The organism is Trichlorobacter lovleyi (assembly GCF_015239775.1).
Classification (GTDB): Bacteria; Desulfobacterota; Desulfuromonadia; order Geobacterales; family Pseudopelobacteraceae; genus Trichlorobacter; species Trichlorobacter lovleyi_B.
Genome location: NZ_CP058409.1, coordinates 2,245,481 through 2,260,476, shown reverse-complemented (window position 1 = coordinate 2,260,476; position 14,996 = coordinate 2,245,481). Strand labels below are relative to the sequence as shown.

The window sequence follows — 14,996 nt, the reverse complement described above, 5'->3', positions numbered from 1 at the left end:
CCGATAGCACGTACCCCTGCATGATACGCCTGAACGATATCCTTGATACGGTTGTAACCTATAACCCGTCTGCTGATCTGAATCTGATCAGGAAGGCCTACGTGTACTGTGCCAAGGTGCATCAGGGCCAGACCCGCCTTTCCGGTGAGCCGTATATCATTCATCCCCTGGAAGTTGCCGGACTGCTTGCCGGTTTAAAGCTGGATGTGCCCAGCATTGTGACCGGTTTCCTCCATGATACCATCGAAGATACCCTGACCACCTCGGAAGAGCTGGCCGAGATGTTCGGCAAGGAAGTTGCCGAACTGGTTGACGGGGTAACCAAGATCAGTAAGATCCATTTCAAGACCAAGGAAGAGAATCAGGCCGAAAACTTCCGCAAGATGCTGATCGCCATGGCCAATGATATCCGGGTGATCCTGGTGAAGCTGGCTGACCGGCTGCATAACATGCGGACCCTGCAGTTTCAGCCTGATACCAAGCAGCGCTCCATCTCCCGCGAGACCATGGATATCTACGCCCCGATTGCGCACCGCCTGGGGATTTCCTGGATCAAGACCGAGCTTGAGGACCTGTCGTTCAGGTACCTGCAGCCGGATGTCTACTTTGACCTGGCAACCAAGATCCAGCGCAAGAAGCAGGAGCGGGAATCATTCATCCATGAGATTCAGGAGGCCATCCGGCAGAAACTTGTCGAACACCAGATTGTGGGTGAGGTCTCGGGCCGCAGCAAACACCTCTATTCAATCTACCGTAAGATGGAAAAACGGAAGGTGGATTTTGAGGAGATCTATGACCTGACCGCCCTGCGGATTCTGGTGGATGATATCAAGAGCTGCTATGAGGTGCTGGGGCTGATTCATTCTTCCTGGCGGCCGATTCCCGGGCGGTTTAAAGACTATATCGCCATGCCCAAGGGGAATATGTACCAGTCGCTGCATACCACCGTGATCGGCCCACATGGCGACCGGATGGAGGTGCAGATCCGCACCCATGAGATGCACCGGGTGGCTGAGGCAGGGATTGCGGCCCACTGGAAGTACAAGGAAGGCAAGGGCTACGACGAAAAAGAGGTCAAGCGTTTTGCCTGGCTGCGCCAGCTGTTGGAGTGGCAGCAGGAGTTACAGGACTCCCGGGAGTTCATGGACTCGGTCAAGGTTGAGCTGTTTCCCGAGGAGGTCTATGTCTTTACCCCCAAAGGGGATGTGAAGGGCTTCCCCAAGGGTTCCACCCCGATCGACTTCGCCTACGCCGTGCATACCGATGTGGGGCATCGCTGCGTGGGGGCCAAGGTCAACGGCAAGCTGGTACCGTTGAAACATGAACTGCAGAACGGCGATATTGTCGAGGTGATCACCTCCCCCCACCACACGCCCAGCAAAGACTGGCTCAAGATCGTCCGTTCCTCCCGCGCCCGTAACAAGATCCGGGCCTGGATCAAGATTGAGGAGCGCAAGCGCAGTATCGTGCTGGGGCGTGAACTCTGTGAAAAGGAGTTCCGCAAATACTCCCTGAACCTCCAGAAGGTGATCAAGGGGGGGGAGCTCAGGAAGATTGCCAACGAGTATGGTTTCAACAGTGAAGATGATCTGCTGGCGGCCATGGGCTATGGCAAGGTTTCAGCAGGGCAGGTGATCGGCAAGCTGATTCCTGAAGAGCGGCTGCAGGTCCGTCAGGATCAGAAAGAATCCCGCATAACCAGTGTCATCAATAAGTTGAAGGGCCGTTCCTCCAGTGCTGTTGAGGTCGGCGGCATGGAGGATATCATGATCCGCTATGCCAAATGCTGCAACCCGTTGCCCGGCGATGAGATTGTCGGCTTCATCACCCGCGGGCAGGGGGTTACCATTCATACCGCCGACTGCCCCTTTGTTGCCGAGAGTGATCCGGAGCGGCGGATTGATGTGACCTGGGCTAAGGGAAAGAGTGCTGCACTGCCGGTCAGGCTGCGGGTCTTCTGTATGGATGAAAAGGGGATTCTAGCCAATATGACGCTGGCAATCACCAATGCCGAAGCCAATATTGTCAGTGCCCAGATCAAGAGTACCGTCGACAAGCGTGGAGAGAACATCTTTGAGTTGAACGTGACCGACCTGACTCACCTGAACAAGGTTGTGAATGCCTTGATGAAGGTGAAGGGGGTTATGAAGGTGGAGCGGGTAAAAAGCTAGGCAAAAAATGCTGCGGAGGCCGTCTACGGTGTTGCGCGGTGCTCATAACCTCGCCTACCTGTCTGGTATGTCTCGGTCATTGCGCTCCGTGCGCCTGGTATCCGGCCTTCCTCGCAATTTTTTTGTTTGAGTTGAAGAACGTATTAAGGAGCGAGGAGTTAAGCAGTTATCCTGTCCTTTAATTTGTAGTTGAGTGGGGGAGTATATGAAAAGCATAGCAACTGACAAGGCACCGGCAGCGATCGGTCCGTATTCCCAGGCTGTGGTGGCAGGTGGATTGTTGTTCTGTTCCGGTCAGATTCCGCTTGATCCGGTATCGGGTGAGATGGTCACCGGTACGGTTGAGCAGGAGACCGGGCGGGTGATGGAAAATCTGCGGGGGGTACTTGAGGCCGCCGGTAGCGATTTTGACCAGGTGGTGAAAACGACAATCTATTTAACGGATATGGCTGATTTTCCGCTTGTCAACCAGGTCTACGGCCAGTACTTCCCGGGTGTCAAACCGGCCCGGGCCACGGTTGCCGTTGCTGCCCTGCCGCGGGGAGCGCGGGTTGAAGTAGAGGCGGTCGCGATCGCACAAAACTAAACAAGCCGTGTGCAAGCGGGTGCACACGGCTGTTTAATGTAGGTGTTACCGGAAAGGCTACAGAGCCTTGGTAACGGAGCCGGAACGGATGCAGCGTGTGCAGACCTTGATGGTGGACACACTGCCGTTGGCTGCCTTGGCCTTTACCTTCTGCAGGTTAGGGTACCAGGTGGTACGGGTCTTGTTGTTGGCATGGCTCACATTGTTGCCGGTGCTGGGGCCTTTACCGCAAATTTCACATTTTCTGGACATGGATCTTACCTCCCGTGCTAACTGAACAAATTCTTTTATCAGAATCGTTTCTCTGGTGCAAGGAAAAATACTGACATGAAAATCTTTAAGGCCCTCCTGTCATTGCTCATGCTGGCACTGCTGATTGTGACAGCGCTTTTTATTGATTTTACCTATAAGACCTTTTCTGCCCGTCCGCGTCAGGTGCAGGCCGATGCGATCGTGGTGCTGGCCGGCGGTAAAGGCAGGGTTGATGAGGGGGTCCGGCTTTTCAGGGAGCGTCGCGCAACCTGGCTCTTTCTGGTGGGGGTGGACCCGACGGTAAGAAAATCAGACCTGTACCGTCCCAAGCCCGGTGACCCGTCTGCTGATAATGTGGTTCTGGAAAAACTGTCGCGGAATACGCTGGAAAATGCCATTTACGGTCGGGATATCCTGGTGGAACACAAGGTCCGCTCGGTGCTGTTGATCACCTCACGCTATCACCTGAAACGTTCGGCCATACTCTTTCGTAACGCCCTTCCCCCGGAAGTTGCGGTGTACCCCTATCCGGTTGACAGCAGCAATGTCAAGGAGGAGTGGTGGCATCATCTGGGCACCTTCCGGCTGCTGTTTTCCGAGTTCTATAAATATTGTATTTTTCGTGTCTTTTTCCTGTTCTCACCGGGAGAGTTGCGACCGGTCAGCCTCTAGCTTTTTTTGTCCAAACCTGTTACATAAAACCGTTCAACTCTCCGCCTGAAAGGAATGTCCATGCGTTACCTGAGTACCCGTGGCGGCATTGCGCCGGTACGTTTTAAAGATGCGGTTATGATGGGGTTGGCCAACGACGGCGGCCTTTTGCTGCCGGAGTCGATTCCTGTCTTTTCTGCTGCAGAGCTGGAGTCCTGGCGCTCTCTGAACTACCCGCAACTTGCCTTCGAGATTATTTCACGTTTTGTTGATGACATACCGGCCAGTGAGCTGCGGGCTCTGATTGATCGTTCTTACGCCACCTTCAGCCACCCGGAGGTGACGCCGGTCGTGCAGAAAGACGGCGTCTATATCCTGGAGCTGTTCCACGGCGTCACCCTGGCCTTCAAAGATGTTGCCCTGCAGTTTCTGGGCAACCTGTTTGAGTATATCCTGCAGGAGCGGCATGAGCAGCTGACCATTGTGGGGGCAACCTCCGGTGACACCGGCAGTGCAGCCATTCATGGCGTACGGGGCAAGGCCGGCATCAGCATCTTCATCCTGCACCCCCATGGTAAGACCTCGCCGGTACAGGCCCTGCAAATGACGTCGGTGCTGGATGAAAATGTCCACAATATTGCCGTGGACGGGACCTTCGATGACTGCCAGGATATTGTCAAGGAGCTGATGGGCGACCTGGAGTTTAAGCAGAAATACTCGCTTGGGGCGGTGAATTCAATCAACTGGGCCCGGGTGCTGGCCCAGGTGGTGTATTATATCTACGCCTGGCTGCGGGTGGCACAACAGGGGCAGAAGGTGGTCTTCTCGGTTCCCACCGGAAATTTCGGGGATATCTTTGCCGGCTATGTGGCACAGCAGATGGGGCTGCCGGTTGAAAAACTGCTGCTGGCCACCAATGAAAACAATATCCTGACCCGTTTCATCAATCAGGGGGATTACTCGGTCGGTACGGTGGTGCAAACCCTGTCGCCATCCATGGATATTCAGGTCGCCTCCAACTTTGAGCGCTACCTCTTTTATCTCTTCAAGCAGGATGCAGCCCGGGTTTCTGCCGCCTTTGCCCAGCTCAAGACCGAGGGGAAAATCAGCTTCAGCCAGCAAGAGCTGCAGCAGGCCCGTCAGGATTTCCGGTCTGCCTCGGTTGATCGTCAGGCAACCCTGGAGACCATCAGACAGTTTAAGCATGATACCGGCTACCTGTTGGACCCCCACACCGCAGTAGGGGTGCGGGCGGCACAGGAACTGGTTGCGGATGATACGCCGGTGGTCTGTCTGTCCACGGCCCATCCGGCAAAGTTCGGTGAGGCTGTGGTTGAGGCCACCGGTGAAGCGGTTCCGGTTCCGCCGGCCATTGCCCGACTGGAGGGGCTGCCGACCCGTTGTGTGCGGATGCAGGCAGATGCCGGACAGGTGCGAGAATTCATCATTTCTACCGTGGGGTAGCTACTGTGCGTATAGAGTGTCCCAACTGCAAGGCAAGCGGAACCATGAATGACCTTGAGATCCCTGATGATGGGATGATGCTCGCCTGTCCGCGTTGTAAGGAGAGTTTTCGGGTTGAGAAGCCGCGTAAAAAGGCGACCTCTGCCTTTGCCACCAATACCTGCCCTTCCTGCGGCTACAGCACGTTCTGCGAAGAGGTCTTTGACGAATGTCCCCACTGTGGGATGGATGTTAAGACCGTGGCTGCCAAAAAACGGGAGGAAGAGGCGCTCAAGCGGGAGCAGGAGCTGCTGAACCGGAACTGCCGCCCTGACACGGTGGTCGCCGTGCCGTTGCCGGCTGCCGCTAAAGCACCGGCTGCGCCAGCTGTGAAGGAAAAAACGGCCATCAGCCTGGCCGGCTTTGCCAATGGTTTTGATCCGGTCGCTGCCGTGGGCTGGGGGGTGGCAGTCTGGGCAGCCGTTTTCCTGCTGGTGGGGGGCTGGGAGGTAATCGGTTACCTTGGTACCGACATTCAGGCGCAGCTGTCGGAACAGTCTGTTGAGCCGGTTTCGGCCTGGCAGGTCTTCTGGGGCTATGGCTTTCTGCCCTGGGTAAAGCTGCTCTACGGTCTGGCTGTCCTGTCTGCTGCGTTTGGTTTCCTGCAGCGCGCAACATGGGGCATGCAAGGGGTACAGCAGGTTGTCATGGCCTCGCTGGTGCTGGCACCAGTCTATGAGGTGGGGCTGTACGTCGTCTGGATCGTGAAATCGATTGCCCCCCCCTGGTGGGCCTATCTCGTGGAAGGTTTCAGCGCCTTGCTGGTTTCAGCGCTTTGGATGGTGCCGCTGTATTTTCTGTTGCTGTACCTCAAGGCAGATAGTTTTAAACGGGTGTACCAGCAGGGCTAGTCGGTTTTGACGGTCCCCTCGCTTGGAGCGGCGCTGCCCCCCGGTTTTCTCCGGCGCGGGCGGCGTTTCTTTTTTTCTCCTTCCGGCGGAGAGGCTGCAGCTGTTTTGCGTGGCGTGCTTTTCTGATCTTTGGGCTTGTGACGTTGCCCGTGGGGCTGCTTGGTTGAGGCAACCGGCGCCGGACGGTGCTTCGGCCGCTTGTAGTCGTGCATGAAAAGGTCGTCTTCAGCCCATTCTACAGCCACCTTGTGTCTGATATACTCCTCAATCGCCTCGATATAAAAGGCCCCGTCTTCATCGGCCAGCGAGATCGCCTTGCCCTCAGCCCCAGCCCGTGCGGTCCGGCCGATCCGGTGGACGTAGTCCTCGGCATCCTGCGGCAGGTCGTAGTTGATGACATGGGAAACGCCGTCAATATGCAGCCCCCGTGAGGCAACATCCGTGGCAATCAGAATTGCCAGCTCCCCCCGCTTGAACTGTTCAAGAATATTCATCCGCTTGCGTTGATCAACATCCCCGGAAATAACCCGGCAGGGAAACTCGTTTGCATTCAGCCGGTCCTGTAACCGCTCTGCCTCCCGTTTGGTGTTGACAAAGAGCATGGTCCGGGCCATCCCTTCACGCCGTAGCAGGCCAAGCAGCAAGGGGAACTTTTCCTTGTTGGAAACGTGATAGAGCACCTGCTCAACCCGTTCGGCCGTCATCTTTTCCGGGGTGACCGAGACCTTCTGCGGCACATTCATGAATTCATAGGAAAGTTCCATCACCCGCTGGTTCAGGGTGGCTGAAAACATCAGATTCTGGCGTTGATCAAAGGGGGGCAGCCGGCGCAGGATATAGCGCAGGTCCGGGATGAAGCCCATGTCGAACATCCGGTCCGCCTCGTCAATCACCAGCATCTCAATATGTTTCAGGGAATAGACCTTTTGCTTCAGGTAGTCGATCAGGCGTCCCGGCGTGCCGATAACGACGTCTGCACCGTCTTTCAGGGCGTTTTTCTGCTTCATATAATCAACGCCGCCATAAATGGCCTGGATGTTAAAGCCGCAGTGGCTGCCCAGCAACTGGGCATCTTTTTCAATCTGGACAACCAGCTCGCGGGTCGGTGCCAGAATCAGGGCCCGCGGGCGCGGCAGACTGCCGGCGGCGGTTTCGGATTGTGAGGCAAGCAGCTTGGTGAAGAGGGTGATCAGGAAGGCAGCGGTCTTGCCGGTGCCGGTCTGCGCCTGTCCGGCAACATCCTTGCCGCTTAGTGACAGGGGGAGCGTTTGGGCCTGAATCGGCGTACAGGCACTGAACCCGGCCTGATGGATCCCCTGCAGCACCTGCGCGGGGAGCGAAAGATCACTGAATTTCATAGAGTCGTTTCCGGTTGATAGATGGGATAGAAAGTCTTGACTGCTATACACCGGATCGTTGATACAAGCAACTTTATACGCATCCGGCTCTGCAGGTAAATCCAGAAATACTTTGACAAATTAAGCGGCGCTTCAGTAGTATGTGTAAACTTTATTCATGGATTGGACAGGCATGCAGGCTGCGTTAGAACTGATTGGTGAAGATCTCAAACAGGTCGAGGAACAGTTCAGAAAAGATCTTGAGTCTGATGTTCCGCTTATCCGCAAGGTTGGCGAATATGTCCTTGCCAGCGGCGGAAAGCGCATACGTCCCGCCATGCTGCTGCTGGCCGCCCGTTTGTGTGAGTACCAAGGCAATCAGGCCATCCCTCTGGCAAGCGTGGTTGAGTTTATCCACACCGCCACCCTGCTGCATGACGACGTTGTTGACAGTGCCACCCTGCGCCGTGGACTTGCCTCTGCCAATACCCTCTGGGGTAACGAGGCCTCGGTTCTGATCGGCGACTTCCTTTTCTCCAAATCATTTTCCCTGATGGTCGCTGCCGGCAGTCTTGATGTGCTGCGGGTCATGTCCAAGGCCACCACCGTTATTGCTGAAGGGGAGGTGCTGCAGCTGCTGTATACCGGCGAGGTGGAACTCACCGAGCAGCAGTATATCGAGGTGGTGCGTGCCAAGACGGCGGTACTGCTGTCTGCGGCCTGTCAGTGTGGTGCCATTCTGGGCGGGGTTTCTCCGGAACAGGAACAGGCGCTGGCAGACTTTGGCATGGAGCTGGGGATCGCCTTCCAGCTGATGGACGACATCCTTGACTACACGGCCTCTGAAGAGGAGTTCGGCAAGAGCATCGGCCACGACCTTGAAGAAGGCAAGCTGACGTTGCCTCTGATCCATGCCCTGCGTGGCTGCAGCGATGAAGAGCGTGAGGCGGTAAGCGCCATTATTGAAAAAGACGAGCTGACCCCCGAAGACTTCCGCCTGGTTTCAGGTCTGGTGCAGAGCTACGGCGGTATTGAGTACACGGTTGAAAAAGCCCGTGATTGTGTTGCAAACTGTGCACGACATCTCTCCTGTTTTCCTGCCAATAGCTGCAAGGCAGCACTGCTGGATCTGGCTGAATATGTGGTAACGCGCAACCGTTAACCACCCCTGGCGCTGTTCTTTCACGCTGCAAATCCCGTTTTTCTGCTGGAGGATACATACATGAAAAAGTTGCTGGTACTGCTTTGCTGTGCTGTTGCCCTTACCGCCGGTTGCAGCAAGGACAAGTCTGCCGCCCCTTCCAAGGCCCCTGCTGAGAAGAGTCAGGCCCCCGAGATCAGTGTGGTCTCGCTTGACAACCAGCAGTTGACCCTGGCCGCCCTGAAGGGAAAGGTGGTGCTGCTTAATTTCTGGGCCACCTGGTGTCCTCCCTGCCGGGAAGAGATCCCTTCCATGATCAAGCTGAACACGTTTATGGCAGGTAAGCCGTTTCAGATGGTCTGCGTTTCGGTTGATGAAGGGGGCAAACAGGCGGTACAGGAGTTTTTGAAAAATTCAAAATACTCGCTGCCTGCCTATACCGACCCAAGCGGACAGGTTGCCAAGACCTACGGTATTACCGGGGTACCTGAGACCTTTGTGATCGACAAGAACGGTATAATTGTCAAAAAGGTGATTGGCGGCCTGGACTGGAACAGCCCTGAAGTGATCGCCTTTCTTGAAGGACTGATGAAGTAGCCGGCCACCTTATGGAAACTCAACAGATTACCTATATCGGTGCCTTTGTCGCAGGACTGCTTTCCTTCCTGTCTCCCTGCGTCCTGCCGCTTATTCCGTCGTATATTACGTATATCACCGGTCTTTCATTCAGTGACCTGGATGCCGAGCATCCCACCCATGTTGTGCGTAGAAAGACCATGCTGCATTCGCTGGCCTTTGTCAGTGGCTTTACTGTGGTGTTTGTCCTGCTTGGGGCATCGGCAACCTATATCGGCTCGTTTCTGCAGCAGCATATGGAGCTGGTCCGCAAGCTTGGCGGCATCCTGATTGTTGTCTTCGGTATTCATGTCACCGGCCTGGTGCCGTTGAAATGGTTGCTGGGCGAGAAACGGGTCTCGCTGAAGAATAAACCAGCAGGTTTTCTGGGTAGTTTTCTTGTTGGATTAGCCTTTGCAGCTGGCTGGACCCCCTGCATCGGCCCAATCCTGGCCTCGATCCTGATGATTGCGGCAACTGAAGAAAAGGTCGCCCACGGGATTGTCCTGCTGTTACTCTACTCCATCGGCCTGGGGATACCGTTTCTGTTGTCCTCCCTTGCACTGCACCGCTTTATCACCGTGTTTAACCGTTTTAAAAAGCATATCAGGCTCTTTGAGATCATTACCGGTTTCTTCCTGGTGATTGTTGGTGTGCTGATATTTACCAACTGGCTGTCCGTACTCTCCGGGTATGTCAATCTGCTGTTTATGAAAAACTAAGATGGTCAAGGCGCACCGTTCTGAACACTCAATTCAGCTGGCTGTAACGCAACTGGTTGTTACTGAGGCATTCTATGCCGGTATCCTGGAGCTGCCGATCCGGCGTTCATTCTCAGCTCCGGGGGCACCTGAACATCTGATTGTTGACATGGGCGGCATCTCCCTGATCTTTGTTGAAGAAAGCGATGTGATCAGGACCCACCCCGTGCTTGAACACCGCTTCAGCATGTTTCCCAAAGGGGTCGGGGTGACACTGCATTTTGAGGTCAGGGATATAGAAGGGATCCGGGACGCCATCCTGGAGGAGGATATGGAAATCCTCTACCACCTGGAAGAGAAACCCTATGGTGTCAAGGAGATGTGGTGCTTTGACCCTGATGGTTATCTGGTGGTTCTGGAGGAACCGACAGAACGACGCAACAAGGCCGGTCGCTGAGAGCAACCGGCCTTGTCCGTCTTACCTGACTGCTAAACTGCTATTTATTTTGTGGTGGTGTTTTTTTCTCCTCCCGAACCGGGGGAGCACAACTGTCTGACATTCAGGTAGGAACCCCCAGCCTGGGTAGCAGATATTTGTTGACGACAAACCAGACAGCCAGAATAAGCAGCAACAAAAGTATATCTTTCATGATACCCTCCAGCTGTTTTATATAGCACAGCAGCCGGAAAACGTGGATGATTTTTTATACCTATTTCCTGATCAGGACTTCTGAGGAGTAATCCGTTATGCACTTTCCAGCAATTGATCCTGTTTTCTTTCGCCTGGGTCCATTGCAGTTCCGCTGGTACGGGCTGATGTATGTCATCGGTTTTCTGTTCAGCTATTTCATCATCCGCAATGAAGCCCGCCGCAGAAACCTTGCGCTGGACAATGAGGCCGTTGCAGACCTGATCTTCTGTCTAGCCCTGGGAGTGGTAGCCGGTGGCCGCTTGGGCTATGTGCTTTTCTATGATCTGGGGAACTACCTGGCAAACCCGCTGCGGATCTTTGCCATCTGGCAGGGGGGGATGTCGTTCCATGGCGGCTTGATCGGTGTTGCGGTCGCTGCACTCTGGTACGCCCGCCGTTTTCAGCTCTCCTATCTGCAGCTGGCCGATCTTGCCGCCCTGGCGGCACCGGTGGGCCTTGGCCTGGGGCGGATCGGAAACTTTATCAATGGTGAACTGTTCGGCAGACCCACCAGCCTGCCCTGGGGGATGATCTTTCCTGATGGCGGGCCGTTGCCCCGGCATCCGTCCCAGTTGTACGAGGCATTTCTTGAAGGGATCGTGCTGTTCTTTCTGGTCCGCTGGATCTCCCGACGCTATCAGGCCCCCGGTACCGCCATGGCAGCCTTCCTGTGCGGCTACGGACTGTTCAGATTTGTGGTGGAACTGTTTCGCCAGCCCGACAGCCAGCTGGGCCTCTACTTCAACTTCTTCTCCATGGGGCAACTGCTCAGTCTGCCGGTCTACCTGGCTGGCGGGGTGCTGCTGATCATGTTAAACCGCAGGAAAAAGGAAACGGCTCAAGAAAAGGAAACGGTCAAGGGGTAGTCTCGGCCATCCAGTGCTGCAGTTGCACCAACCCCTCATCCAGCGTTACCTGCGGCTGATAGCCAAAATCCCGGCGGGCTGCCGAGATGTCGAACCAGTGGGCTGTGGCCAGTTCTTTTGCCACAAAGCGGGTCATGGGGGGCTCCCCGGACAGCCTGAACAGCCGCCAGATCCCTTCGCAGATCACTCCCGCCGCATAAGCCGCCTTTGGTGAGATACTTCCTCTGACCGGAGCAACACCACCTGCCGCCAGGATCCGGTTGACCATCTCCCAGAGCGGTAGCGGTTCACCATTACTGATAAAATAGGCCTTGCCCGCCACCGGGCTGCCCGGTGCAAGTTGTTCTGCTGCCTGCAGGTGTGCCCTGGCAGCATTGTCCACATAGACCGTATCCACCAGGCAGGGGCGGTTGCCAATCCTCCGTAGCCTGCCGCTTTTTCCCTTTGCAATAATCCGTGGCACCAGATGATTATCACCCGGCCCCCAGATCAGGTGGGGACGCAGGGATACGGTTGCAAGCTGCGGGCTGTTCGCCTGTAGCACCAGCTGTTCCGCCAGCGCCTTGGTTTGGGGATAAAAGGCCTCAAAGTGGTCAGGGTAGGGCAGGGATTCATTGCCACCCTCGACATCATTGCCATCAAACACCACACTGGGGGAGCTGGTGTAGACCAGTTGCCTGATGCCATGTACCCGGCAGGCCTCCAGTACGTTCCTGGTGCCGGTTACATTGGCCTGATAAAAGTCGCTGTAGCTGCCCCAGATGCCGGCCTTGGCAGCCACGTGAAAGATGCCGTCGCACCCCGTAGCGGCTTTGATCACGGCAGTCTGATCAGCCAGATCGCCCTGAACCTGCTCAACGCCAAGACGATCAAGCGCCGGATAGCTGCCACGTGAGATGCTGACCACCTGATCGCCCCGCTCACGCAGCATCCTGACGATTACCCCGCCCAGAAACCCGCCTCCTCCAGTAACCAGCGCCTTCATGCCAGTTGCTCCGCAGCCCAGATGGCCAGCTTTTCTCGGAAGATCTTGGCGTTATGGCGGATATCCACCGGAAAGGCAGGGTGAAACAGGATGGTGCTGACTTCCCTGGTATGGGGATGACTGGCTGCAATGCCCAACAGTTCAGACCGCAGCTGTTCCTGACTGATACTGATCCCCTGTTCCGGTTCAATGCAGATGACCGGCTGCTGGCTGCCTTTGGGGCCGATGCCAACCAGGGCGCTGCGGTAGACTGCCGGATGGGTGTTAAAGACCGCCTCCACCGGAATGGTGAACAGCGGGCCTTGGGCGGACTCAACCCGGTGTGATTTGCGGCCGCAGAACCAGAGTCTGCCCTCGCTGTCCTGCCTGCCCAGATCCCCCATGCGGTGGAAAAAACCGCCGGATGGGTCGCTGATCTTGGAAAGCAGATCTGCCTCGGGACGTTGGAAATAACCACGGGTCACCTGCGGTCCCTGTACCACAATCTCGCCTACCTGACCCGGTGCAACACGCAGATCATCACTCCAGGCCGTAATCGGTTCATCGCTGATCCTGATCAACTCAACCCGGATACTGTCTACCGGCTTGCCGATGCAGACCCCACCGCCGTTCTCGGTAACAGCGCGGGTCTCCCCCAGGATCTCGCTACTGCCGATGGAGCAGACCGGCAACGACTCAGTGGCACCATAGGGGGTAAAAATCTCCACCCCAGGTTGTAACATCCTGCTGAACCGCTCCAGCACCACAGCCGGCACCGGTGCCCCTGCTGAGATCACCCGTTGCAGGGTCGGCAGTTTGATACCCCGCTCGGCACCGTAACGGCCAACCCGATTGATCAGGGCCGGTGAGCCGAACATGGTGGTGGCCTTATAGGTTGTAATGGCAGAGATGATCTTTTGCGGATCAACCGAACCGGGCCGGGTAAAGTCCATCTCCGGGATGACGGCGGTCATACCCAGGGCCGGGGCAAACAGGGCAAACAGTGGAAAGGTGGGCAGGTCAATCTCACCGGGCTGGATCCTGTAGACCTGCTTTAAGGCCTCAACCTGGGCGCTGAAGTTGCCATGGCTGTAGACCGCGCCCTTGGGAGGGCCGGTGCTGCCGCTGGTAAACAGGATGGCTGCCTGATCCTCTGCAGACGTCTCCGCAGGCGTAAACGGGGTGTCAGGGGATGCCTTGATCAGCGCGTTCAGGATGCTGCCGCCCCAGAACAGACGCGGCCCCACCGTAATGATGGTTTTAAGCGTCTGCTCTGCCCAGCCGAACAGCAGACGGGCAAGCTGTGCCTTGGGAATGCCGATAAAGGCGCTCGGTTGCGCCTCGGCCAGACAGCTCTTGAGGTTTTTGATTCCCAGACCGGGATCAATCAGTACCGGCACTGCCCCCAGCTTGAACAGGGCAAAGGTTAACGCAAAGAACTCCGGCGAAGGGGTGACCATCAGCACGGTGCGGGTGCCTTGGCTGATGTTGTTGGCTGTCAGGCCGTGGCAGATCCGGTCAGAGAGACGATCCAGCTCCTGAAAGGTCAGCTGCTGATTGCCTTTGGGGAAGATGATCGCCGTGGTATCCGGCTGCAGCTGCGCCATCCTGGGCAGATGGGCGGCGATGTTGACCAGGCTGCTACCGGTCATGTCCGGTCCAGGAATTCGTTGATCAGAGGTATCACCGCATCCTTGCGGTCTTCCAGGATGTAATGCCCGGCCTGCGGGAAACGGTGCAGTTCTGCCTTGGGGAAGCGGGTCTGCCATTCGGCCAGGAAGTGGTGGTCAAAGACAAAATCAAGCTCACCCCAGAGAATCAGCATCGGTAGGCCAGCAAACTGGTTGATGCCGTCCGCCACAGCGCAGATCAGGTCATAGTTGCGGTCACCCGGTTGCAGCGGGATATCCTGCACAAAGCGCAGGGTGGCGATCCGGTTCTGCCAGGAGTCATAGGGCAGCTCGTACAGCGCCCGCAACTCGCTAGACATCGGATTCTCTTTGCAGCCCACCCGGGCAGCACCACGGCTGAAGGCATTGAAGCCTCGCACCAGCAGGGTGCCCAGCCAGGTGTCGCGGCAGATCCTCAGGCCCAGGGGAAACGGTTTGGCCTTTGGCAATGGAAAGGCACCGGTGTTCAGGATCACCAGCCGGCTGATCCGCTCCGGGTGGCGCACCGCATAGGTCATGCCGATCATGCCGCCCCAGTCATGCACCACCAGGGTGATCTTCTCGTTCAGCTGCAGGCTGTCCAGCAGCTGTTCCAGATCATCCACCCGTTGTGGCAGGGTGTAGTCGTAGCGGTCATCCCCCGGCTTGTCCGACAGGCCGCAGCCGATATGGTCCGGCACAATGCAACGGAAACGGTTGGAGAGCGTCTTGACCAGATTGCGGTAGTAGAACGACCAGGACGGGTTGCCATGCAACATCACCACCGGCGAGCCGTTGCCCTCATCCAGATAGTGGTACTTGAGGCCGTTCAGGTCGAGGTAGTTGCTTTTGAAGGGATATTCTTTTGCCAGATCCAATGCCATTTAAGGGAGTAACCTTTCAGTGCTAAACCAGCGTCATATTCAAGATGATAACAAGGCGGCGAGGAGGCGGTGACTGAGGCGTACCAAGCTGTACGTTGAGGGAGCCGCAGACGAGCCAACGCCGTTAGCGCTTG

General features: G+C 56.4%; 15 protein-coding genes. 10 read left to right on the top strand and 5 right to left on the bottom strand.

Features of this window, described 5'->3' with window-relative positions; genetic code table 11:
* Window positions 1-20: 20 nt before the first annotated feature.
* Window positions 21-2,171 (top strand): RelA/SpoT family protein, encoded by a 2,151-nt coding sequence (locus FY034_RS10370; protein WP_265550235.1) that lies wholly within the window; start codon window positions 21-23, stop codon window positions 2,169-2,171.
* Window positions 2,172-2,376: 205 nt separating this feature from the next.
* The gene (locus tag FY034_RS10365) at window positions 2,377-2,757 is read left to right on the top strand and encodes a RidA family protein (RefSeq protein WP_265550233.1); all 381 of its coding nucleotides are present in this window, start codon (window positions 2,377-2,379) and stop codon (window positions 2,755-2,757) included.
* A 57-nt stretch (window positions 2,758-2,814) separates the two neighbouring features.
* Here FY034_RS10365 and rpmB read toward each other — a convergent pair whose 3' ends face one another.
* Window positions 2,815-3,009 carry a 50S ribosomal protein L28 gene (gene rpmB / locus FY034_RS10360; protein ID WP_012470332.1) on the bottom strand — a complete coding sequence of 65 codons (195 nt, stop codon included), beginning with the start codon at window positions 3,007-3,009 and terminating at the stop codon, window positions 2,815-2,817.
* Between the two features lie 75 nt (window positions 3,010-3,084).
* On the opposite strand from rpmB, the gene FY034_RS10355 reads away from it, so the two are divergent.
* Genes FY034_RS10355 through FY034_RS10345 form a run of 3 tightly spaced genes read left to right on the top strand, consistent with a single transcriptional unit; the run spans window position 3,085 to window position 6,014 of the window.
* Window positions 3,085-3,681 carry a YdcF family protein gene (locus FY034_RS10355; protein ID WP_265550231.1) on the top strand — a complete coding sequence of 199 codons (597 nt, stop codon included), beginning with the start codon at window positions 3,085-3,087 and terminating at the stop codon, window positions 3,679-3,681.
* A 60-nt stretch (window positions 3,682-3,741) separates the two neighbouring features.
* Window positions 3,742-5,124 carry a threonine synthase gene (thrC, locus tag FY034_RS10350; protein WP_265550229.1) on the top strand — a complete coding sequence of 461 codons (1,383 nt, stop codon included), beginning with the start codon at window positions 3,742-3,744 and terminating at the stop codon, window positions 5,122-5,124.
* Between the two features lie 5 nt (window positions 5,125-5,129).
* A complete protein-coding gene (locus FY034_RS10345) occupies window positions 5,130-6,014 on the top strand; it encodes a zinc-ribbon domain-containing protein (protein ID WP_265550228.1) in 885 nt (294 codons plus the stop codon).
* On the opposite strand, the gene FY034_RS10340 is transcribed toward FY034_RS10345, so the two are convergent.
* Window positions 6,011-7,372 (bottom strand): DEAD/DEAH box helicase, encoded by a 1,362-nt coding sequence (locus tag FY034_RS10340; protein ID WP_265550226.1) that lies wholly within the window; start codon window positions 7,370-7,372, stop codon window positions 6,011-6,013. The genes FY034_RS10345 and FY034_RS10340 overlap by 4 nt on opposite strands.
* Window positions 7,373-7,544: 172 nt before the next feature.
* On the opposite strand from FY034_RS10340, the gene FY034_RS10335 reads away from it, so the two are divergent.
* From FY034_RS10335 to lgt, 5 genes are all read left to right on the top strand, one after another.
* Window positions 7,545-8,513, top strand: coding sequence for a polyprenyl synthetase family protein (locus FY034_RS10335; protein WP_265550223.1), 969 nt, complete (start codon window positions 7,545-7,547; stop codon window positions 8,511-8,513).
* A 60-nt stretch (window positions 8,514-8,573) separates the two neighbouring features.
* Entirely contained in the window at window positions 8,574-9,089 is a 516-nt protein-coding gene (locus FY034_RS10330; protein ID WP_265550221.1) for a TlpA disulfide reductase family protein, read from the top strand.
* Window positions 9,090-9,100: 11 nt separating this feature from the next.
* On the top strand, window positions 9,101-9,829 hold the full coding sequence (locus tag FY034_RS10325; protein WP_265550219.1) for a cytochrome c biogenesis CcdA family protein: 729 nt from the start codon (window positions 9,101-9,103) through the stop codon (window positions 9,827-9,829).
* Between the two features lies 1 nt (window position 9,830).
* Entirely contained in the window at window positions 9,831-10,265 is a 435-nt protein-coding gene (locus tag FY034_RS10320) for a VOC family protein (protein WP_012470324.1), read from the top strand.
* Between the two features lie 290 nt (window positions 10,266-10,555).
* On the top strand, window positions 10,556-11,365 hold the full coding sequence (gene lgt / locus FY034_RS10315; protein ID WP_265550215.1) for a prolipoprotein diacylglyceryl transferase: 810 nt from the start codon (window positions 10,556-10,558) through the stop codon (window positions 11,363-11,365).
* Here lgt and FY034_RS10310 read toward each other — a convergent pair.
* From FY034_RS10310 to FY034_RS10300, 3 genes are read right to left on the bottom strand one after another with little or no spacing between them, the layout of a single operon-like run.
* Window positions 11,355-12,350: an NAD-dependent epimerase/dehydratase family protein gene (locus FY034_RS10310; RefSeq protein WP_265550213.1), complete on the bottom strand. Its 996-nt coding sequence runs from the start codon at window positions 12,348-12,350 to the stop codon at window positions 11,355-11,357. The genes lgt and FY034_RS10310 overlap by 11 nt on opposite strands.
* Entirely contained in the window at window positions 12,347-13,981 is a 1,635-nt protein-coding gene (locus FY034_RS10305) for a fatty acid CoA ligase family protein (RefSeq protein ID WP_265550211.1), read from the bottom strand. Before FY034_RS10305 ends, FY034_RS10310 begins: the two co-directional genes overlap by 4 nt.
* Window positions 13,978-14,862: an alpha/beta fold hydrolase gene (locus tag FY034_RS10300; RefSeq protein ID WP_265550209.1), complete on the bottom strand. Its 885-nt coding sequence runs from the start codon at window positions 14,860-14,862 to the stop codon at window positions 13,978-13,980. Before FY034_RS10300 ends, FY034_RS10305 begins: the two co-directional genes overlap by 4 nt.
* Window positions 14,863-14,996 lie beyond the last annotated feature (134 nt).